Here is a 22,057-nt window from a genome sequence, read left to right on the forward strand (position 1 = left end):
GGCCGAACCGGTGAGCAAGGAGCGGAGAAAATCCACGAACGGCGGGATCACCAAGCGATACCCCCACGCGGCGAAGGTCTCGAGCAACTTGGCTCTCAGCCTCTCCAGATGCTCGGCCCGCTCCGGCAATACTTCGCCGATGCCCTCGGGCAGCAGCCAGGTGTCTTTGTTTTGCATGTCATCTATTCCAGTTACAGCAAACGCCCCGCAGAGCGGGGCGTTATGGTCTTGCCGAACTCGGCGGCCACTATTTTTGAGTTTTGAAGTATTTGAAGAAATCCGAACTCGGTTCCAACACCATTACGTTGCCCGGTTTGCCCAAGCTTTCCCTGTAGGCAATCAAGCTACGGTAAAACGCGAAAAACTCGCTGTCTTCGCCGTAAGCCTTGGCAAAGGTTTCGGCGGCCCTGGCGTCGCCTTCGCCGCGCAATATCTCGGAGTCGCGGTAGGCGTTGGCCAAAATGATCTCGCGCTGCTTGTCGGCGTCGGCGCGGATACGCTCGGCAGCCTCGGAGCCTTGCGAGCGGAATTCGCGTGCGACCCTGGCACGTTCGGCTTCCATCCGTTGATAGACCGACGAACTCACCTCGTTAGGCAGATCGATCCGCTTCACTTGTACGTCGACAATATTGATACCCAATTTGGCGGCATGGGGCGAAACATTGGTGATCAGCGCTTCGCGGATCGCGCTCCGATCGCTGGATACCAATTGCCTGATGTCGCGTTTGCTGAACTCGCTACGAAACGAATCCTTGATGATTTGATCTAGCCGGATGTTGGCCTGATTCACATCGCCAGCCACCGTGGTGTAAAAGGTTTTGACATCGCCAATGCGCCATTTGACGAAAGAATCGACAATGACGTTTTTCTTTTCGGCGGTCAAAAATCGTTCCGGCGTGGAATCCATGGTCAGGATGCGCGCATCGAATTTCTTGACGTTATTGATGAACGGCAGCTTGAAATGCAAACCCGGTTGAAAATCGGCGCCGACGATCTCGCCAAGCTGGAATTTAATCACCCGCTCGGTTTCGGCGACCGTGAACACCGACAGCGACAACACAACAATCAGCGCGCCGACCGCGACTAAAATCTTATTTCCCATCGTAACGTCCTCTCACATCGCGTTCGCGGCTGTTAATCCGCACATCGGTTTTCGATTCTTTGACTGTCGGCAAGGTCGGCTGAGGGGCAACCGGCTCATGATTCGTAACCGAATCCGGCGCCGCTTCCGTGCGACCGACGCCCAGTTTATCCAGCGGCAAGTACATGACGTTACCGCCATCCTTGACGTCCACCAACACGTTACTGGCGCGCCCCAGGACTTGTTCCATCGTTTCGATATACATCCGCTGCTTGGTCACTCCAGGCGCCTTTTTGTACTCGGTCAGCAGTTGCGAGAAGCGACTGACATCACCATTGGCCTTGGCAATGACTTTTTCCTTATAGCCCTCGGATTCCTGCACGATACGAGACGCGGCGCCGCGGGCCTTGGGTACCACATCGTTGGCGTAAGCTTCGGCTTCGTTGATCAAACGCTGTTTATCTTCGCGCGCCTTAATGGCGTCTTCGAAAGCCCCCTGTACTTGCTCGGGCGGCTGAGCGTCCTGCAAATTGACACTAGTGATCAAAATGCCTGTGCGGTAGGCATCCATCACCGATTGAATCTCGCTCTTGATCTCTTGAACGATTTCGCTACGGCCTTCGGTCAATACGAAATCCATGTCGCTACGGCCGATCACACCGCGTTGCACGCTTTCGGTGACTTGCTTCAGAGTCGAAGCCGGGTCCAATACGTTGAAGGCATAATCCTTGGCGTCCTTGACCTGATATTGCACGGCCAGACGGACATCGACGATGTTTTCATCCTTGGTCAGCATCATCGCCTCCTTGGGTACCGAGCCCATCGCCTGACCGCCGCCCGAACGATAACCGACTTCGATAAAGCGTTGTTGCTCGACGTTGATGACTTGTACTTGCTCGATCGGTGCCGGCACGTGCCAATTCAGACCGGGTTGCGACGTGCCGACATAGGCGCCGAACCGCGTAACGACGCCGCGAGTCCCTTCGTCAACCGTATAAAACCCGCTCAAGCTCCACAATACCAATGCACCGCCGGCAACCCAACCCGCACCGCGCATTGATGAGCCCGAGGTGCGGTTACCGCCCCCGTTGGATCCGCCGCCAAACAGAGCTCCCAGCTTTTCCTGCAAGTTGCGCACGACCTCGTCCAGATCGGGAGGACTATTTTGGTCGTTGCGACCACTCCAGGGGTCTTTTTTATCACCGCCGGGCTCATTCCAAGACATACTAAATGCTCCAAAAATTGGATTTGAGAACTTAAAAAACCGCGCACCACCGAACCAATTTCACCCAATCGATCCCACTCAAAAAAACCAGTATCGACAGGCCAAAGAACGCGGCATTCTATCGTAAATCACTCCGACCGGGACAACTAAGTCAGACCGGCACGCCAAATTTATCCGGTTCGCGGTTACGCATTAGGCCATTTCCAACGGGCTCGAGGTTTCGATACCCTTTAGCAAGCCCAAATGCTTCTGATCGATCTCCAAGGTCAATTCGCAATCGCCGGCTTCGTTGCAAACCTCGTCGAGTATCCGGACATAACCGAACAGCTTGGCTTTGACACCGGCTTGCGCGGCCGGCAGATAACATTTTCGGACGACTTTGCTGCTGGCAAACAATTCGCACAAAGCTTGCTGCAACAATTCGCATCCTTGTCCGGTCCGCGCACTGATCCAAACCGCGGTCGGCTTGCCGTCTTCGCCGTAATCGATGTGCGGCTGGATGCTATCGAGCAGGTCGATCTTGTTGAAAACCTTGAGCTGCGGAATTTTGCCAGCCTCGATATCGTTCAACACTTGATTGACCTGGAAAATTGTCTCGTCGCGATCTTCGGCATGTGCGTCTATCACATGCAACAACAAATCCGCCTCGCTGGCTTCCTGCAAGGTTGAACGGAAGGCCGCCACCAGTTCATGCGGTAAGTGACGAATAAATCCGACCGTGTCGGCCAGGATAATGTCGTTGCCGTTGGTCAACGACAACTGCCGCAGGGTCGGATCGAGGGTCGCGAACAATTGATCTGCCGCGTAAATACCGGCACCGGTCAAGGTGTTGAATAAAGTCGATTTGCCGGCGTTGGTGTAGCCGACGAGGGATACCGCCGGAATCTCGGCCTTCTTGCGTTTGCTGCGCCCCTGGTGGCGTTGTTTCTCGACTTTTTCCAAGCGTTGCTGGATTTGCTTGATGCGAACGCCCAGCAAACGTCGATCGGTCTCCAATTGGGTTTCGCCGGGACCGCGCAAACCGATGCCGCCTTTTTGCCGTTCCAAATGGGTCCAGCCGCGAATTAGGCGCGTCGATAAATGTTTAAGCTGGGCGAGTTCAACCTGCAACTTGCCTTCGAAAGTCTGAGCGCGCTGAGCGAAAATATCCAAAATCAGGCCGTTTCTATCGACGACCCTCACTTCCAGCGCTTTCTCCAGATTGCGTTCCTGACTAGGCGACAGCGGATGATTGAAAATGACGATATCGGCACTAGCATCGGTTACCGCCAACTTGATTTCATCCAACTTGCCGATGCCGACAAAATACTTTGGGTCGGGCCGGTGCCGACTGCCGGTCACCACATGTATCGGCAGGGCGCCGGCGGATTTGGTCAGTTCCTTTAACTCGTCGAGATCTTCTTGCCCGGCTTGCAAATTTAGGTGAACGAGTATTGCTCGTTCACCTGCATCGGGACGTTCAAACAAAAAAACACCCCTTAATTGTCGTCACTAACTTCCGGCTCGCGGTGCATGTTGACGTTTTTTCCGGGAACGATGGTGGATATGGCGTGCTTATAAACCATTTGATTCACGGTATTTTTAAGCATGACCACGTATTGATCGAAAGAATCGACACGGCCTTGCAGCTTGATACCATTAACCAAGAAAATCGACACCGGAGTGTGTTCTTTTCTCAGGGCATTCAAAAAATTATCCTGCAAGTTTTGTGCTTTCGACATCCTATTTCTCCTTATTATTGTTCGGTGTACTGATTAATACATTACCCGCTACCTCCGTGATTTTCAACACGCGGTGCGCGAATAAAATTTAAACTGGTCTGGCCTAAACGCAAGCCGGATCAAAAAACCAGTTGTTCGGACGTAAACTCTCACGCCCTCGCCGTCAGAGTAAGCACGGACGCTTAAGTTCAGCTTAGCCGATTTTTTTGTATTTGATCCTATGCGGCGTATCGGCGTCGATACCCAGACGACGATGGCGGTCGGCCTCGTAGTCGGCGTAGTTACCCTCGAACCAAACCACCTCGCTGTCGCCCTCGAATGCCAGCATATGGGTCGCGACACGGTCCAGGAACCAGCGGTCGTGCGAGATCACCACCGCGCAGCCGGGGAAAGCCAACAAGGCTTCCTCAAGCGCCCGCAAGGTTTCGACGTCCAAGTCGTTGGTCGGCTCGTCAAGCAACAACACGTTGCCGCCGCTTTTCAGTAACTTGGCCAAATGCACCCGGTTGCGTTCGCCGCCGGACAGATCGCCGATGCGTTTTTGTTGATCGGCGCCCTTGAAATTAAAGCGCCCGCAATAGGCCCGAGACGGCGTTTCGTACTTGCCGACCGTAATCATATCCAGGCCATCGGAAATCTCCTGCCAAACCGTCTTGTTATCGTCCATGTTGTCGCGAAACTGTTCGACATAGGACAACTGCACAGTCTGACCCATCGTAAACGTACCGGAATCGGGCTTTTCAAAACCCGCCATCATTCTGAACAACGTGGTCTTACCGGCCCCGTTCGGACCGATGATGCCGACAATACCGCCCGGCGGTAACTTGAAACTCAAATCGTTGATCAGCAAACGATCGCCGAAACCCTTACCGACATTTTCAGCTTCGATGACTACATCGCCCAGGCGCGGTCCGGGTGGAATATAGATCTCCTGAGTCTCGTTGCGTTTTTGCACCTCGACCGACGACAATTCCTCAAAACGCGCCAACCTCGCCTTGCTCTTGGCGTGACGACCCTTGGGATTGGAACGCACCCATTCCAGCTCGGCCTTCATCGCTTTCTGGCGGGAAGACTCCTGTTTATCCTCAAGCTCCAGGCGCTTTTCCTTTTGTTCCAGCCATGACGAATAGTTGCCTTCCCAAGGAATGCCCATACCGCGATCCAGCTCCAAAATCCAGCCGGCAACGTTATCGAGGAAATAACGGTCGTGAGTTACCGCTACCACGGTGCCGGTATAATCGTGCAGGAAGCGCTCCAGCCACGCAACCGACTCGGCATCCAAATGGTTGGTCGGCTCGTCGAGCAAAAGCATGTCGGGTTTGGACAGCAACAGCCGGCATAAAGCCACCCGACGCTTCTCGCCGCCTGACAATTTATTGACGTCAGCCTCCCAATCCGGCAAACGCAAGGCATCGGCGGCAATTTCTAGGGTCCGGTCCAGATTGTGACCGTCACAAGCATTAATCACGTCTTCCAGATGCGCTTGTTCGGCCGCCAACTTGTCGAAATCGGCTTCCGGATCGGCGTAGGCGGCATAGACCGCGTCCAGTTTGGCCAGAGCGTCCTTGATGTGTTGCACGGCTTCCTCAATGTTGCCGCGCACGGTTTTGCTAGGATCGAGCTGCGGCTCTTGCGGCAAGTAGCCGATGTTGATGCCTTTCAGCGGAATCGCCTCGCCTTCGATTTCCTTATCGACGCCGGCCATGATACGTAGCAGCGTCGATTTACCCGAACCGTTTAAACCCAAGACGCCGATTTTAGCGCCCGGAAAGAACGATAACGAGATGTCCTTGAGGATGTACTTTTTCGGCGGCACGATTTTGCCGACCCGATTCATCGAAAATATGTATTGCGCCATTGCTTTCGGAAGAAAGGAAACAAAAAAGCATTATACCGTGACCCAGCCAAATGCAAGGCCGTTATTTAGCGGCGCCGAGCGGACACACTTGCGATTTCGCCGCTCAACGCCGCCCAAACATCGAGAAACGGGGGCAATGGAAAATCAGATAAATCAGCAAGCCAAATCCGTTCCAGATGAAAAAACCGATTTGCGTTTTGGTCGGCAAACTGACGAACAAATAACCGCATCCAAGTATTGCTACGGACCCAGTCAACCACGGCCACGGCGCGCTGAATTTGCGAACGGCACCCGGTGCCCGGTGGCGGTCAACCAGCATGCACAGCGCGACCGTGGCGAAAGCCAGCAATGTTCCAGCGTTAGCCAATGCTGCAATCTCCGCTAGCGGGAAAAAACCGGCTACGCCGCCAACCAGCGCGGCGGTAAACCAGGTCGTGCGCACCGGATTACCGCGTCGAGATACCCGTGCCAAGCCGTTAGGCAACAATCCGTCGCGAGCCATTGCAAAGAAAATTCGGCTTTGGCCGTAGAAGAAGGCCAAAATCACGGTGGGTAGCGCTGCCACCGCCGTAAATCCCAGGCATTTCGCGGCCAGCGGCGAACCCAACTCCCGCAGCACCAGAGCCAAGGGTTCAACACTGTCGGCAAACCGGCGATAGTCCAGCGCGCCCAACGCGGCCAACGCCACCGCGATATAGATCGCCACGCAGATCAGCATCGAGCCGATGATGCCGACCGCCAAATCACGATCGGGACGGCGTGCTTCCTCGGCGGCGGTCGCTATGGCATCGAAACCGTAAAACGCGAAGAAAATAATCGCGGCCGCCACCATAACGCCGCGTTCGACACCGTCCGCGCCGACCGTTTTCGCGAAGCCGTAAGGCATGAACGGCTGCAAATGGCTCGCATCGAAACCTCGGGCGGCCAGCGCTACAAACATCAGCAAGGCGCCGATTTTTAACACTACCAACCACGCGTTGCAGGTCGCGCTTTCCTTGGTGCCCAGCGTCAACAAGCCCGCAACCGCCCCAATGATTGCGACGGCAGGCAAGTTGACGATTCCGCCCCGCGCCGGAGCGACCAACCAAGTCGTCGAAATCCCCAGCCAGTCCTGCAAAATCGGCGCGGCGTAACCCGACCAGCCCACAGCAACCGCGCTGACCACCAACGAATATTCCAGAATCAGACACCAACCCACAAACCAGCCGGCGGTCTCACCGATCACAACCCTAGTGTAAGTATAAGCGCCACCAGCCTTGGGAATTGCGGTCGCCATTTCCGCGTAAGCCAGCGCCGCGCAAGCGCAAACCAGTCCTGCGAATCCGAAGGCGACAATAACCGCCGGCCCAGCCTTGGCGACGCCGACACCGATTAACGTCAAAATCCCGGTACCGACAATAGCACCGACACCCAGAGCCAACAAATGCAACACACCCAGACCGGGTTGCAATAGTTCGGCCTGCCCACGATCTCGTCTGCCACTCGCCCAATTTTGCGCGATCGCCGAATCGAGAGCCGTATTTTTGGAATTGAAGCGACCGGTCAACAAAACTCTCCCATGCAAACTCTTTGACAGTGGCCTTTACGTTACCGGAAAAGCCTAGGTCCCGCACCAGCAAACGATGACGATCAATCCAATCATGTTCATTACAGGGCTTTTGCTTCGGAGAAAAAGAGATAACGTAATGAGCCCTCTTCAGCCTCAATCGATAGCAATTACTCAGACTAACGATGTTCACAACAGGAAGTTTGCCACAAGAGCTTGCCGGAAGCAGCCAAGCTGAGCGGGGCGCCCCTTCCGGCGCGAAGAGCCACGAAGGATTAATACGGATTGCTAAAAACCGAATTTGTCGATTCGGCTCCGGTATCCGCTTGGGTTAGTTCCGAGGTAGAAAACCCTTGAACCGGGATCGAAGCCAGCGATTTTATCGAAGAAGCGGCGAGTTAATATTAGAGTTCCGGCGAATCGCGGTTTCGAAACGGGCTGACCGGCGGGGACCTTCAATCGGCAACGGGATTTGCCTTGGTTTGCAGGGAGAATCGATTGAAAAATTGAGCCGGGTTCGGAAGAGGTAAATAGAGTTCGGTAGTCGCATGTCCCAGTTGCTAGCCACTGGTCAGGCTGAGGATAAGTCCGACGATCCGAGCGTGGCTGGGAAACTCGATCCCTAATGCGGCGCTTCCGTCAAAAACCTGCCCGCCCCTACTTGGTCCATCGTCGCTATAGCCTCTCCTCGCCAGCGGACTTCAGCGAGAAGGGGCGTTTGTAATTAAGCGGCTTCCCTAAATCGACTAAGCCGTTGCCTTACGCAGTCTGCCGGCCCCAAGGAAGCCGAACAATACCGTTCCCATCATTACAAAGCTGGGTGGCAACGGTACCGAACCGATAATGTCAGGTTGAGTCGGAGTACCAGCGGTCAACAAGCGAAATTGACCATCCCAAGCCTGCGGGCCGGTAAAATTCAAACGTAAACTGGAAACGTTGGAAAACACGCTGGGATTGGAAAACTGATTGAAATCGAACCAGAAATCTTCGGTTTGACTAACCGTCTTGCTGCCCGCCACGGCGATATCGTTAACGACCATTTCAATATTCACATCCAGATCGATGGTCAGAACTTCCAACAATATCGCACTGCCGTATAACGTGAAGTTCGTAGGATCAAACGTCCATAAAATCGACGCGGCACCGGCGGAACCAGCGGAATTGGAGATTTTCAAAGCGCCGGCGCCGGATTGAATTTCTTCCTTATTCGCATAACGTCCTTCGGTAGCTGTCGCGGAAAAGGTCCGGGATACGTGCGCCAAATCGCTGCCGGAAATTTCAGCGACGCTGTTGCTCGTGGCACCCGGTACATAGACTTCTCCCGGCCTTCCATTGCCGCGGTCCGTCACATTTTGTAGTTGGTTGAAATTATCGATAGTCAGGTTACTGGCGTCAGCATGACCCGCAATCGAGAGCAAGCCAGAAAACAGCAGCGAGCTCAGTAGTTTCAATGGAAAATGGTTACGCATGTTGGATTCCTCTGATAGGTTCGAATTCGTTGATAAAGCTTCAAGACAATTTGGACAGCGCAGGTTTTACCGACATTTGACGCAAATAAAACATGCCGATAATCAACAGTGCCCATGTGGTCGGCTCGGGAACCGTGTTGGTTTGCGTGCCGGTGCGATTGGCCGCCATCAAATCGATCTGTGCGTCCCAAGCTTCAACGCCGCGAAAATTCAACTGCAAGCTGCTCAGGTTGCCGAAACTGGAAGGGTTGGTGAAGTCTGAAAAAGCAATGGCGTGCTGACCGGTACCGCCAAAATTGTGAAAATCGAACACAGACAAACCGTTTGCGATCACTTGAATTTCAAAGCTCAAATCGATAAAGCCGATATTCAATAGCAGCGCGTCGGCGACCGACATCAAGTTAATCGGATCGAAGCTATATAAAATGCTTGCGGTACCGTTGGAATCGGTGCTGTTGCTGATCGTCAGCATCCCGCTTTCCACCGCAACTTCGGTATCGGCGTCGGTGGGGTTTGCTTCCGCAGTCAAGGTTCTGTAAGCGTTAACCAAATCGGTACCAAATATCGGCAGCGGCCCGTCGGTACCGTTTTCGGCAACTTGAAAGTCGGTAAAGTTATCGATTAGCGTTGCCGCCGATGCATTGTGCATAGCTGCGGACAACAACAAAATGGCGGTGAAATAGCCGAATTTGGATTTTGACGTGTTCAATGTAATTCCCCTAAGTTGATTGAGTTGACTGACAAAGCAGATTGAAGCCAAACCATCTGTCTTTTCGGGAATAAAGCGCTTTCCGTGCCAATTCCGTTTTTTTGATGGAAATCAAATAAATGAGGATTTTATTGAGGTCTATCACAGATTTGCAGCACGAGGTATCAGCCAGCGATGGCATGACAAGTACTGCCAAACGCGTCATGTAGGCCATCGTCAGCTATGGGTCGGGTTAGCGAGGAACTCAAACGGGATAAGACGGCGGTACGGCTCTGGCTAACGTAGGCAGAATTAGGGCAATACGCTTATCCAGGCACCGAGATGCCGCTGCCTCTTGATCAGGTTTTACTGGATTGCCGACACACACGTGCGAATATTCGACAGTTGGCATTTGCCCGCCAACTGCCACGGATTTCGGTTGGTCACGGAAAATACGGCCGGTTTAATTGAGGGACAGTCGAAAAATAGGGTTTTACGACGACCTTCCGAGAGAGAATCTAATCCGTTCGGACCAAGCCGAAGCAAACTCAAAACGTCAAAAAAACCTAATCTACAGAAGCATTAAGTAAAGCTGAGTAACAATTGGCGCCGTCAATCAAAACGTTTGGCGTCTTTAGGCAACTTCAAGAAGACAGGATGAGCGGGAACGCCGTAACGCTCTGGATAAAACACGCCACCCAGGTGTAGACCGTGCGGCGGCGCGGTGCTCGCGGCTTGGGCGCGGTCCTTGATGCCCAGCAAATGCAAGGTCCAATCCTCGGGCTGTTTGCCGCTGCCAATGTCGATCAGCACACCGGCGATGTTACGGACCATGTGGTGCAAGAACGCATTGGCGCACAGGTCGATGACCACTTTATCGCCGTCGCGAACCACGTCGATAAAATACATCAGCCGATTGGGACTGACCGACTGGCAGCTCTGGGCGCGGAACGACGAAAAATCGTGCTCGCCGAGTAAATGTTGGGCGGCGCGGTGCATGCGCTCGGCGTCGAGCGTTTGATAACACCAGGTCGCCTGGTCGCGCAGCAACGCCGACTTCATCGCCCGGTTCAGAATCACGTAGCGGTAAAATCGGGCGATGGCGCTGTAGCGGGCATGAAAATCATAGACAGCCGGCTTGGCCCAGGTGATGCGGATATCGTCCGGCAGATGGCTGTTGCCGCCCATGACCCAGCCGCGCAAATCCCGCTCGACCGGGCAATCGAAATGCACGACTTGCTCCAGGGCGTGCACGCCGGCGTCGGTGCGGCCGGCGCACAACACCGTCACCGTTTGCGCGGCAATGTTGGTCAGCGCCCGTTCCAACTCGCCTTGCACGGTGGCTTTTCCGACCTGAATCTGCCAACCGGCGTAGCGGCTACCGTCGTATTCGACGCCGAGAACGATGCGGCTCACACGCGGCCGCTCAGGCGTGAATAAACACCCGGCAGCCGGGCGACACCATGTCGAACAATTCGATCATATCGGCATTGCGCATCCGGATGCAGCCGTGCGAAGCCGGCACCGCCTGCATCGCTTCGTCCGGACAGCCGTGGATGTAAATGTACCGCCAGGCCGTATCGACCTCGCCGTAGCGATTCTTGCCCGGCTCCAAACCACCCAGCCACAATATCCGGCTGAGTATCCAGTCGCGCTCGGGCTGGGTCAGTGCCAGTTCCGGAGTAAAGATTTCGCCGGTCGGTCGCCGGCCGACGAACACGGTGTTGACCGGGGCCTCGGCGCCGATTTTGGCGCGAATCCGGTGCCAGCCGGTCGGCGTGCATTCGCTGCCTTTCAGCTCGCCGGGCCCATTCTTGGCGGTGGAGACCGCAAACACCCGCATCACGCTGTCGTCTTCGATCAACAACAAACGCTGGTCGGCAAGCGATACGTCGATGTAACAATGTGGACTCATGGTTTGACGAATAATGCGATGGACTCGACGTGGGCGGTCTGCGGGAACATATCCATCACGCCCGCCTTGACCAGTTGGTAACCCAATTCGTTGACCAGAATACCGGCATCGCGCGCCAATGTCGATGGATTGCAGGACACGTAGACGATGCGCTCCGGCCGCCAATGCTTGAAGTTGTGCAACACCTCGGATGCGCCGGCCCGCGACGGATCGAGCAACACCTTGGTGAATTTTTGCTGGCTCCAGGGTTGATCCCGAACGTCCTTGGTCAAATCGGCGACATGAAATTCGACATTGTCCAGCCGGTTCAAGCGGGCATTCTCGCGGGCATGATTGACCAGCGGCGTGTCGCCTTCGATGCCGACCACGTAACCGGCGCGGGTCGCCAGCGGTAGCGTGAAATTGCCCAGCCCGCAAAACAAATCCAATACCCGGTCGGCCTTGGTCAATTCCAGCGCGGCCAACGCGCGGGCGATCATTTGCCGATTGATGTCGTAATTGACCTGGGTAAACATCGCCGGGCGAAAGTTGAATTTGACGCCGAATTCCGGCAAGGCGTAGCTTGGAATCACCTCCGGCTCGCCATCCAGCGGCACGATGCTGTCCGGTCCCTTGGGCTGCAGGCAAATGCTGATCTGGTGACGATGAGCAAATTCGCGCATCCGCTGCTTGTCCTCGGTAGTCGGCATTTCCAACACCCGAAACGCCAGCACGCATTCGCTATCGCCGATCGCGACTTCGATTTGCGGAATCTTGTCCTTGATGGTCAGGCCGGCGATCATGTCGCCGAGCAAGGTCAGTTTTTCGCCGACAATCGGGTGCATCACTTTACAGGCATCGATTTCAGCCAAATAGGGATTGCGGCGCTCGCGAAAACCGACCAGCACCCTGCCCTTTTTGGCGACCCATTTCACCCCCATACGCGCCTTGGTGCGATAGCCCCAATGCGGCCCGGTCAGCGCTTCCCATATTTGCGGAATCTCCACTTTGCCGATGCGGCGAAATTGCTCGCGCAGCAAATCTTCCTTGAACTGAATCTGCTCGGCATCGTCTACATGCTGGAAGCTGCAGCCGCCGCAACTACCGAAATACGGACACGCCGGATCGACGCGGTGTGGGTTGCGGTCGTGCAGTTTCACGACCTTGCCTTCGGCGTAATCGCGGCGGCTGTCGGTATAGACGAAGTCCACGCTCTCGCCGGGCAAGGCTTCGTCGATGAACACCACCTTGCCGTTGACGTGGCTGATGCCGCGACCGTCGTGGGACAAGGATTCGATGGTAACGGTAACCGGGTCTAACGGAAGTTTTTTCTTGTAAGCCATTATTCAATTAACGTGGGTCGGATCGGCGCATCGCGATCCGACGGGACGGCGGGGAACTTTGAGGTCGGGCGATTTAACCGACGCCTTGCGAATTTCAGGTCGGGAAGATCCCTGTGGACAAATAACGGTCGCCTCGATCGCAGACGATGGCCACGATCAACGCATTTTCTACTTGCTGGGACAATTGCAGCGCCGCGTAAACCGCGCCGCCGGACGACACGCCGGCGAAAATGCCTTCCTCGGCGGCCAACGCGCGGGTGGTGTTCTCGGCGTTGATTTGGTTGACTTCGATAATTCTATCCACCCGGCTGTCGTCATAAATCTTCGGCAGGTATTCCTTAGGCCAGCGGCGAATGCCGGGAATCTTGGACTCGCCTTCCGGCTGCACCCCGACAATTTCAATGGCCGGATTTTGTTCCTTCAAATATTTGGAGGTCCCCATGATGGTGCCGGTGGTACCCATCGAACTGACGAAGTGAGTAATGGTGCCTTGGGTGTCGCGCCAAATTTCCGGGCCGGTGCCTTCGTAATGCGCCAGCGGATTGTCCGGATTGGCGAACTGATCGAGGATGCGGCCCTCGCCGCGCGCTTCCATGGCCCGCGCCAGGTCTATCGCGCCCTCCATGCTGCCCTTGGCCGGAGTCAGGATGATTTCAGCGCCGTACGCCTTCATCGATGCGATCCTTTCAGCGCTCATATTATCCGGCATGATCAGCGTCATTTTGTACCCCTTGATCGCCGCCGCCATCGCCAGCGCGATGCCGGTATTGCCGCTAGTGGCTTCGATCAGGCGGTCGCCGGGCTTGATCTCGCCGCGCGCTTCGGCATGTTGGATCATGCTCAAGGCCGGTCTGTCCTTGACCGAGCCGGCCGGATTGTTACCCTCCAGCTTGACCAAAATCGTGCAAGCATTCGCCACCGGCAATCGTTGCAACCGTACCAATGGCGTGTTTCCGACAAAAGCTTCTATCGTTGGAAAATTCATGAATCAAACATCCGATTAACGTTGGGCGGCGATTATAACAACTTCGGACGCTTAAACGCCGCCGTAACCTAAGGCCGAAGCATTTGCCTTATAATCGGCGCCAGACCGCCCCTTCCAGGACCGCCATGCAACCAATCGAACTTAATAGCCCGGAGCTTTACATCAACCGCGAACTCAGCCTGTTGGAATTCAACGCCAGGGTCTTGGCGCAAGCGCTGGACGACAGCCTGCCGTTGCTGGAGCGCCTCAATTATTTATGCATTTCCTGTTCCAATCTCGACGAGTTCTACGAAGTGCGGGTGGCCAGCTTGCTGCAAATGGCCGAAATGGACGCCAACGTCATCAGCCCGGACGGACTGACGATCAACGAGCAACTGGACCGGCTGTCGGTCAAGGCCCACGATCTGGTCGCCGAACAATACCGGGTGCTCAACGAAGTCCTGATCCCCCGCTTGGAAGCCGACCATATCCGCTTCCTACGCCGCGACCGCTGGAGCGCCTCGCAAAAAGCCTGGCTGGAAAAATACTTTAACGAGGAGTTGCTGCCGATTCTGACGCCGGTCGGGCTGGATTCCGCCCATCCGTTTCCGCGCATTCTCAACAAGAGTTTGAATTTCATTATTTCGCTAACCGGTAAGGACGCCTTCGGCCGCAACAGCGGCCGCGCCGTGCTGCAGGCGCCGCGCGCCTTGCCGCGCATCGTGCAACTGCCGCCGGCCGACACCGACAGCGGTCCGCACGATTTCGTGTTTCTTTCCTCGATTATCCACGCCTTCGTCAACGACTTGTTCAACGGCATGACGGTCAAGGGTTGCTACCAATTCCGGGTGACCCGCAATAGCGACTTCTTCGTCGACGACGATGCCATCGACGACTTAATGCTGGCTGTCGAAGGCGAATTGGCGATGCGTAATTACGGCGACGAGGTCCGCCTGGAGATCGACGCCAACTGCCCGGAAGAAACCGTCAACTTCCTGATGGCTCGCTTCGACCTGACCGCCGACCGGCTGTTTTTGGCCAACGGCCCGGTCAACCTCAGCCGGATTCAAGCGATTTACAGCCTGATCGAACGGCCGGAACTGAAGTTTCCGCCGTTCAAACCCAGCGTACCGAGCGCCTTCGGCCGCAACAAGGATTTCTTCGCCAGCATCCGCAAACAGGACGTGCTGCTGCACCATCCCTACGAATCGTTCACGCCGGTCGTCGATTTCATCAAGCAAGCGGCGGCCGATCCGGACGTGCTGGCAATCAAACAAACCCTGTACCGCACCGGCGTCGATTCGCCGATCGTTGCCGCGCTGATCAAGGGCGCTCGCGCCGGCAAGGAAGTCACCGTGGTCATCGAGCTGCGCGCCCGCTTCGACGAGAAGGACAACATCGGCCTGGCCGCCAAGTTGCAGGAAGCCGGCGCCCACGTCGTGTACGGGGTGGTCGGCTACAAGACTCACGCCAAGATGTGCATGGTGCTGCGTAAGGAAAACAACACGCTGCGCAACTACGTGCATCTGGGTACCGGCAACTACCATCCCAAAACCGCCCGGCTGTACACCGATTACGGTTTGTTCACCTGCGACAAGGAATTGGCCGAGGACGTGCGCCGGGTGTTCATGCAACTGACCAGCCTGGGCAAGGTCAGCAAATTGAACAAACTGCTGCAATCGCCGTTTACGCTGCATCCGGGCCTGATGAAGATGATCGAAAAGGAGATAGACCAGGCCAAGAAGGGAAAGTCGGCCAAAATCATCATCAAGGTCAACGCAGTGGTCGAGGAACAGGCGATCCGCGCGCTGTACCGCGCTTCCCAGGCCGGTGTCGAAATCAAAATGATCGTGCGCGGCATGTGCTGCCTGAAGCCCGGCGTTCCGGGGGTTTCCGAAAACATCGAAGTCCGCTCCATCGTCGGACGCTTTCTGGAACATACCCGGATTTACGCGTTCTACAACGGCGGCGATTGGGCGGTATACGCTTCCAGCGCGGATTTGATGAATCGCAATATGTTCCGGCGAGTGGAAGTGTGTTTCCCGATCGGCGACCGCAAAAACATCGACCGGATTCTGGCCGATCTGGAAGGCTATTTGAGCGACACGGCTCAAGCGTGGTTGCTTCAGAGCGACGGCCAGTACCGCCGCGCCGAACGTGGCGAACAAGCCGCTTACCAGGTGCAAACCGAATTGTTGAAAGCCTTCTGCGGCTAAGGAGCAACGATGAGCCCACGCCAACACCGGCAAATCGTGCTGGATACCGAAACCACCGGCATCAATCCCAAGGAAGGCCACAAGATTATCGAAATCGGTTGCGTGGAATTGGTCAATCGCCGCCTGACCCGCAACCACTTTCACGTCTATTTAAACCCGGACCGGGAAATCGATGCCGGCGCCATCGAAGTCCATGGCATCACCAACGAGTTTTTGCGCGACAAGCCGCGCTTCGCCGATGTCGTCGAGGATTTCATGGCCTTTACCGCCGGCGCCGAGTTGATTATCCACAACGCGCCGTTCGACGTCGGCTTTTTAAATCACGAGCTGAGTTTGCTGCCGGGCGAGACCCGCACCGTCGAATCCAACAGCAGCGTATTCGACACCCTGCCCTTCGCCCGCAAAAAACACCCCGGCGCCCGCGCCAGCCTGGACGCGCTCTGTAAACGCTACGGCATCGACAACAGCCACCGCGAATTGCACGGCGCGCTATTGGACGCCGAGATTCTGGCCGACGTTTATCTATTGATGACCGGCGGCCAGTTTTCGTTGCTGGAAGACACCGAAACCGAACGTACCGGCGAACAAGCCATCGTCCAGCTCTCCGCCGACCGGCCACGCCTGAAAGTCATCGCCTGCAACGACGAAGAACAAACCGCCCACGAGCAGCGCCTAGCCAAAATCGCCAAAGTGTCCGGCAACTGCCTGTGGCTAGCCGAGCCGCCCGAGACCACTTAGGCTACGCAGCCCTAGCCAACGAAAGGCCTAAAATCGGCAATTTGCCAGAGCGATAACAAGAAAGAAGCTCACCCGCCATCCTTGAGTCGAAGGGCGGGGATTATTCATTCATGCGGTGATGGCATTTGGGATAGAACGGCCAAGAGCGGACCATCGCGCTTCGGCTTCTATGACTGCGGTGAAATGGATAACCGCCTGAGGCTGTTTGAGATTGCACCACCGGGGCAGGTTTTGCGTAGCCTCGATGCAGCGTTAGCGGAATCGAGGATGTCGGCCATCCTTCATCAGATTAACATCGGCAATTTGTAAGGGTGTTGGCCTTCGAATCCTCGATTCCATCGAGGCTACTTGCTTCTCGCGCCGGGTGACTTTGCCTTTGTTAGCGTATTCGGCATCGGCAAAACTGAGTTGTTGGGGCTGGTCCATGGGCGTCGTCTCTACCGCGATTTCGTTGGGCTATTATACCGCTTGCCGTTTTGGGGAATTAATCAGAGGTTCCTTAACAAATTCGACTAATTGAATGAGCTGATCGGAAGTAGTTTTACAGAATTCTTTTGGATTTACACTCATGATTTGGCTAATGATGGAAAAAATAAACTAGACTATTCGTTTTGAAAAAAATGACGTAAGCAAATGAAAATCACCAAGCTTCATGCTGAGAATGTGCATGGTTATCTACCTCTAGATGTAACTTTTTTTGAAGATCTAACTTTTCTAATTGGGTTAAATGGGTCTGGAAAAACGTCCGCGCTACGATTGTTGATGGCTCTTCTAACACCTAACATCAATGAGCTGGCATCCATCACATTTTCTCTTGCTGAAGTCACTGTTATTGATAGTGAACAAGAGATCATTGTTTCAGCCACAAAATCTTTAGAAGGGGTCGAGCTTCGTATAAGTTCGATTGATGAACCACTCTGTATCAGCAGATCAGAGCTTGAATTATTTCTTGATACCAAGCGTGGTGATGAGCCTGGTTCAAAAATACGCGAAATGTATCAATCTACGCCTGTTTTTCATTCAATATCGAAGATGTCGACACCTATGTTTTTAGGGTTGGATCGGAGGTTTTTCGTTCCTGGATCAACTATTGATGAGTTAGATGAAGCTAGGCGACGTGAGTTTATGGCTAGAAGATTTTGGCCAGATGATCCTACATTTCGAAGTTCAGCTGCTATAGCAAGCCTAATCGAGGTTAACTTCCTAGTTGTTACCAGCATGCAAGAAATTAGAGCGAAGCAAGAGCAGCTTGATGAAAGACTTCGTAATGAGTTTTTCAAGAAAGCATTTGAATATAAGCCTGGTGACTTTGGCTCGAATATCGATCTTCCCTCAAAAACTGAATTAGAACAGTACCGCCAGCTTGCCAAAATCGCCCAAGCTGCGGAGGGGACTAAAATACCTATACCTGAGATTCAAAATGCGTTAACGCACTTTTTTGAAAAAATGAGTCGTGTGGTTGAATCATTGGACAAAAGTGCCAAAGAATCTAAAAAAGTAACTACGAAAAAAAACAAAAAGAAGGATGATGGGGGATTTTCTCATGATCACCTTGAATGGATTATCAACAGGCCTCAAGCAGATCGTATTCTTGAGCATTTGGAATTACTCCATCAATACATTGAAGATAGAAACTCTCTCAGAACACCTATTACTAGATTTCAAACACTGATTAATAATTTTCTAAAACAAACGAGAAAATCAGTTGAGGTTGCTAGCAATGGCCAACTTACGATCCACGTAATTGGTGACTCAGAGGATAATCGACCAGTTAGCGCATTGTCTTCTGGCGAACGACAGCTCTTAGTGATGCTGGCACACCTTTCACTTAACCCTAACCTTGCAGGCAGCGGGGTTTTTATCGTCGATGAACCAGAATTATCTCTTCATATTGATTGGCAAGAAAAGTTTGTTGATGCTATTCGAGAGGCAAATCCTAATGTCCAGCTTATATTAGCTACACATTCACCTGCAATTATTTTGGATAATATAGAAGCTTGCAGAACATTGAGCGAGTTAAAGAATGATTAAATGGCCAAGTCGCTCTAAGTCCGCTATAAGGAAGCTCTTTGAACCGTTACAAGAAATAGATATATATGTAGAAGATACAAACGACGAAGCATTCTATCGAGCACTATTAAAAAGCGCTACAAAAGATGAAGTAAAAGTAGCTCGTGTATTTGCCTTGGGTGGACGTAAAAATGTTATTGATGCTGCTAAAAACCATAATCACCATGAGAGGCGAGCACTATTTATTATTGATGGTGATTTACCTTGGGTCAGAGGTGAACCTGCACCAAACATAATTGGTTTACATTGTCATGAAGCATATTGTATTGAGAATTTACTTTTGTGCGAAAAGGCACTTTCCTTTGTATTATCGCAAGAAGAGGGAATTACCGAAGACCAGGCGAAATTGCGGCTAAATTATAATAACTGGACTAATTCTGTAGAACAGCCCCTAATTGAGCTCTTTGCGGCTTTTGCTACTTCTCATAAGTTTATCCCTAGTATTTCAACTGTAGCTCAAGGCGTTGAAATGATGTGTATTCAACAGCCAACTGGAAAGGTATTAGATAAAGCAAAAGTTGAAGTGGCAAAAAATAGAGCCCTTATTGCTTCCGAAAGCATAGTGGGCGTTGAAGATACGGACTCAACATATGATGAGGTATTAGATCGTTTGAAAAATCTTACGTCTCCTTTATATGGAGTATCTGGTAAAACCTTTCTTCTTCCACTGATTGCACATCATATCAAATCCCTAGGGCATCAAATTAAGCAGAAAGCTCTTCGGATGAGGCTTGTAAGTGCGGGTAATATGACACGGTTCGACTCTCTTGGAAATGCTTTGAGAGGGGTTGCGAGAGGCGATCACTTATAGGTGATACGAATGCGGGCGTTGAACAACGAAAGACAATGGCCCACACAACCTAAAGCAGCCATCGAAACTAATAGGGTAAGGCTAGTGTAAATCCTCTCAAGCTTCATTTAATGGCTATGTGCTGTGTGCATTTCATGGTTGGAATTGATCTCGCAACGCGATGAAGTGGCCGCAGTCGTTTAAAGTATGCTTGGTTGATATCGATGCAAATTTGGTACGATAACTTTCCTGGGTTGGGTTGGGTTGGAATCCCCAAGCACCCGACTCCTGCCGGCCAATTGCATACCACTGAGTTTCTTCCACTAGTGGCCGCAGTTGAATGTATTCCTGACTGTCAAATTCGGTTTTGAATCCGCCTCCTTTATTGAAAGACCTGACCGCAAAATTTTGTTTAGCTTGGTTTATTGCAGAGGAATATATCCGTAACCAGGGATTGGGTTTATTGGAAGGCTGTCATTTATTATGGAGTTACTGTAGTTATATTGCGGAACAATAGTAACTTGCGGTTGTTTATAGTTTTTAGGTCGATAATAGTCTGCGCATCCGAATTGTGACATATAAAACTCGTCGTTTCCCATAATTGATGAGATTTTTGAGCAATTTTCTTTTCGCTTGGCTTCTAGCTCTGCTATGTCTGCAGACCTTCTGGTATGTGATTCTTGTTCTCTCGCAAGACCAAGTGTTGCTAATGAATTTTCGATGAGCGTTCTATTTGAGCTGGAAAGCGAACTTATTGATGTTTTTTGTTTATTGACTTCTTTTTCTAGACCGGCTGTCATTATTATAAGCTGCTGATTAGCTTTGATTAACGAGTCGTTCTGCGCTTTTGACTGATCGTTTTGTGCTACGAGAAAATCGTTTTTTCGTAGTAGTTCGGAATTTTGCTGAAGAATTGAATTTTGCCTATCAGCTGCTTTTAAGAGTTCGCTTTTTAGCTGATCATTCTGCTCTGCTAATTTAGAAATTCGTTGTTTTTCCTCGTTGTCCTCGACATAATTTGAATGAGTAGAGACTATTGTTCCAATAAGCCCGATAATACCAATCGCAAAAAAGACTTTTCCAGTTTTTGTTAGTGCGTGTCCGTTAGCAGTCTGTACCCTTAAAGCGCCAAAAAATATTGTAAAAGATAATATGCCTATAAGCGCCGTAGATTGAGAAAAAAGCCAGTTTAAGAAATCCATTGCTTGCACCTCATTTAAAAATAACAATAGACAGCAGCGAACGATAGGGTCATGTCTTGCAATCTCTCATACAAAATACGCCTGAAAGACTGCTTGTCAATCAATTCCTGTCATACATTCAAAAACATCTAGGTCTGCTTTGGGTCGTTCGCGTCAATTCGCCATTTCCAAAAGCCGTCATTCACTACTGGCGTAATGGTATCAGAATCGATGGCTAACTTTGGGTTGGAAAAGGCGGCCGCTTTGCGACCGGAATGCCTGGCGGTTTTGAAGTCGGAATCGCTGGGTGGTTTGACCGGAATATGCAAGGGTCCTATCGAAGCCTGAACGGCAACATACTTGCCGCCGTAAATGAAAATCCCCGTCCGTCCCGCTTTTTGCCTTGCGTTTATTGCTCGGAGCGTTGCGCGCAACTCTTTTAGTATTACGGGAATCACTATTTGCCTTGTGCGCAAGGCTTGGAGCCTTGCGTGTATTGCTCGAAGCGTTGCGAGAATCACTTTTAGTGTTGCGGGATAGACTTTTTGCGTTGCGATCAAGACTGGGAACCGCGTTAATTGCCGGATTCGCGTTGAAAGCGCTGCTCCGGCGGCCAACCCGATACCCCATTAGCGGTCGCGGTGGGTTAGAGCGGTTTGCGGCGAGTCGCGGATACCCAGTTGATCTTTGGTTTGCCCCATAATCCATGCGCGAATCCTTTCGGCATGCTTGGCGCGAACGAATTCTTGATAAAGAAAGCGATCTTTATCCTGATCTGAAAGTTTGGCGACCTTTGCTTTGTAGTCGGGGCCGCTTTGCCCAGAGAAAAGCACCTGCTCACGAAAATCAGTGAACCCCGATTCAGGTTTTACTCTAGCATTGAACTCATCTTTAGGTGACCAACATCCCCATGTCGTGAAAGTAGACAGCAAGTACAATCATCAACCAATCGGCATCGCTCATCACCTTTTTAGTTTGTTCAGGAATAATCCAATCCAGATTTTTTAACATCTCATCGATATGGGAGATGTCGTGTTTTGTATATTGATCGAATATCCCCTCTTTACCGATTTGACCAAGGAGCAATGCCACTGATCTCTTGATATGAAGTAGATTGAGGCCACCGAATGCGGCTAACTTTTCAGCTTTCTGAGCGTACTGTTCTGGTGTTGTGGTCAATTCGATAGACATATTTCCCTCTATGCAGAGGCAATTCGCCATGATTGAAAAAACGCAAAGTTTACGAGCACTCTACTAGGGGCTGTTGCCATTT

At 52.5% G+C, this 22,057-nt stretch carries 21 protein-coding genes; 4 read left to right on the top strand and 17 right to left on the bottom strand.

Annotated features, from left to right (window positions below):
• From A1355_RS24480 to cysM, 13 genes are all read right to left on the bottom strand, one after another.
• On the bottom strand, window positions 1-177 hold a 177-nt coding region (locus tag A1355_RS24480; protein ID WP_197471756.1), incomplete at its 3' end, for an ATP phosphoribosyltransferase regulatory subunit.
• 70 nt (window positions 178-247) lie between these two features.
• Complete coding sequence (hflC, locus tag A1355_RS08765) at window positions 248-1,102, bottom strand: protease modulator HflC (protein WP_064027100.1); 855 nt, start codon at window positions 1,100-1,102, stop codon at window positions 248-250.
• Window positions 1,092-2,306, bottom strand: a complete 1,215-nt coding sequence (hflK, locus tag A1355_RS08770) for an FtsH protease activity modulator HflK (protein WP_064027102.1) — start codon at window positions 2,304-2,306, stop codon at window positions 1,092-1,094. Before hflK ends, hflC begins: the two co-directional genes overlap by 11 nt.
• Window positions 2,307-2,498: 192 nt before the next feature.
• The gene (hflX, locus tag A1355_RS08775; protein ID WP_064027103.1) at window positions 2,499-3,773 is read right to left on the bottom strand and encodes a ribosome rescue GTPase HflX; all 1,275 of its coding nucleotides are present in this window, start codon (window positions 3,771-3,773) and stop codon (window positions 2,499-2,501) included.
• 11 nt (window positions 3,774-3,784) lie between these two features.
• A complete protein-coding gene (hfq, locus tag A1355_RS08780; RefSeq protein ID WP_064027105.1) occupies window positions 3,785-4,027 on the bottom strand; it encodes an RNA chaperone Hfq in 243 nt (80 codons plus the stop codon).
• 193 nt (window positions 4,028-4,220) lie between these two features.
• Window positions 4,221-5,885 carry an energy-dependent translational throttle protein EttA gene (gene ettA / locus A1355_RS08785; RefSeq protein WP_064027107.1) on the bottom strand — a complete coding sequence of 555 codons (1,665 nt, stop codon included), beginning with the start codon at window positions 5,883-5,885 and terminating at the stop codon, window positions 4,221-4,223.
• A gap of 103 nt (window positions 5,886-5,988) precedes the next feature.
• Window positions 5,989-7,431, bottom strand: a complete 1,443-nt coding sequence (locus tag A1355_RS08790; protein WP_064027139.1) for an amino acid permease — start codon at window positions 7,429-7,431, stop codon at window positions 5,989-5,991.
• Window positions 7,432-8,177: 746 nt separating this feature from the next.
• A complete protein-coding gene (locus A1355_RS08795; RefSeq protein WP_064027109.1) occupies window positions 8,178-8,900 on the bottom strand; it encodes a hypothetical protein in 723 nt (240 codons plus the stop codon).
• Between the two features lie 40 nt (window positions 8,901-8,940).
• Window positions 8,941-9,609 (bottom strand): hypothetical protein, encoded by a 669-nt coding sequence (locus A1355_RS08800; RefSeq protein WP_064027111.1) that lies wholly within the window; start codon window positions 9,607-9,609, stop codon window positions 8,941-8,943.
• A gap of 591 nt (window positions 9,610-10,200) precedes the next feature.
• Complete coding sequence (truA, locus tag A1355_RS08805; RefSeq protein WP_064027113.1) at window positions 10,201-11,004, bottom strand: tRNA pseudouridine(38-40) synthase TruA; 804 nt, start codon at window positions 11,002-11,004, stop codon at window positions 10,201-10,203.
• Between the two features lie 10 nt (window positions 11,005-11,014).
• Complete coding sequence (locus A1355_RS08810) at window positions 11,015-11,503, bottom strand: L,D-transpeptidase (RefSeq protein ID WP_064027115.1); 489 nt, start codon at window positions 11,501-11,503, stop codon at window positions 11,015-11,017.
• The gene (rlmD, locus tag A1355_RS08815) at window positions 11,500-12,825 is read right to left on the bottom strand and encodes a 23S rRNA (uracil(1939)-C(5))-methyltransferase RlmD (protein ID WP_064027118.1); all 1,326 of its coding nucleotides are present in this window, start codon (window positions 12,823-12,825) and stop codon (window positions 11,500-11,502) included. Before rlmD ends, A1355_RS08810 begins: the two co-directional genes overlap by 4 nt.
• Window positions 12,826-12,919: 94 nt before the next feature.
• Window positions 12,920-13,810 (bottom strand): cysteine synthase CysM, encoded by an 891-nt coding sequence (cysM, locus tag A1355_RS08820; protein WP_064027120.1) that lies wholly within the window; start codon window positions 13,808-13,810, stop codon window positions 12,920-12,922.
• Window positions 13,811-13,893: 83 nt separating this feature from the next.
• On the opposite strand from cysM, the gene ppk1 reads away from it, so the two are divergent.
• The 4 genes from ppk1 (at window position 13,894) to A1355_RS24485 (ending at window position 19,624) form a co-directional block, all read left to right on the top strand.
• Complete coding sequence (gene ppk1, locus A1355_RS08825; protein WP_269454749.1) at window positions 13,894-16,005, top strand: polyphosphate kinase 1; 2,112 nt, start codon at window positions 13,894-13,896, stop codon at window positions 16,003-16,005.
• A gap of 9 nt (window positions 16,006-16,014) precedes the next feature.
• Entirely contained in the window at window positions 16,015-16,743 is a 729-nt protein-coding gene (gene dnaQ / locus A1355_RS08830; protein ID WP_064027125.1) for a DNA polymerase III subunit epsilon, read from the top strand.
• A 633-nt stretch (window positions 16,744-17,376) separates the two neighbouring features.
• The gene (locus tag A1355_RS08835; protein WP_064027127.1) at window positions 17,377-18,774 is read left to right on the top strand and encodes an AAA family ATPase; all 1,398 of its coding nucleotides are present in this window, start codon (window positions 17,377-17,379) and stop codon (window positions 18,772-18,774) included.
• Window positions 18,767-19,624 carry a DUF4435 domain-containing protein gene (locus A1355_RS24485; protein ID WP_082885454.1) on the top strand — a complete coding sequence of 286 codons (858 nt, stop codon included), beginning with the start codon at window positions 18,767-18,769 and terminating at the stop codon, window positions 19,622-19,624. Before A1355_RS08835 ends, A1355_RS24485 begins: the two co-directional genes overlap by 8 nt.
• A 401-nt stretch (window positions 19,625-20,025) precedes the next feature.
• Here A1355_RS24485 and A1355_RS08845 read toward each other — a convergent pair whose 3' ends face one another.
• The 4 genes from A1355_RS08845 to A1355_RS08860 form a co-directional block, all read right to left on the bottom strand.
• Window positions 20,026-20,805: a hypothetical protein gene (locus A1355_RS08845; protein WP_064027131.1), complete on the bottom strand. Its 780-nt coding sequence runs from the start codon at window positions 20,803-20,805 to the stop codon at window positions 20,026-20,028.
• 128 nt (window positions 20,806-20,933) lie between these two features.
• On the bottom strand, window positions 20,934-21,344 hold the full coding sequence (locus A1355_RS08850) for a hypothetical protein (RefSeq protein WP_064027133.1): 411 nt from the start codon (window positions 21,342-21,344) through the stop codon (window positions 20,934-20,936).
• Between the two features lie 69 nt (window positions 21,345-21,413).
• Complete coding sequence (locus A1355_RS08855; protein ID WP_157197809.1) at window positions 21,414-21,716, bottom strand: hypothetical protein; 303 nt, start codon at window positions 21,714-21,716, stop codon at window positions 21,414-21,416.
• Complete coding sequence (locus A1355_RS08860; protein WP_157197810.1) at window positions 21,676-21,975, bottom strand: hypothetical protein; 300 nt, start codon at window positions 21,973-21,975, stop codon at window positions 21,676-21,678. Before A1355_RS08860 ends, A1355_RS08855 begins: the two co-directional genes overlap by 41 nt.
• Window positions 21,976-22,057: the final 82 nt, after the last annotated feature.

It is taken from the genome of Methylomonas koyamae, assembly GCF_001644025.1.
In the GTDB taxonomy this organism is placed as follows: domain Bacteria; phylum Pseudomonadota; class Gammaproteobacteria; order Methylococcales; family Methylomonadaceae; genus Methylomonas; species Methylomonas koyamae_A.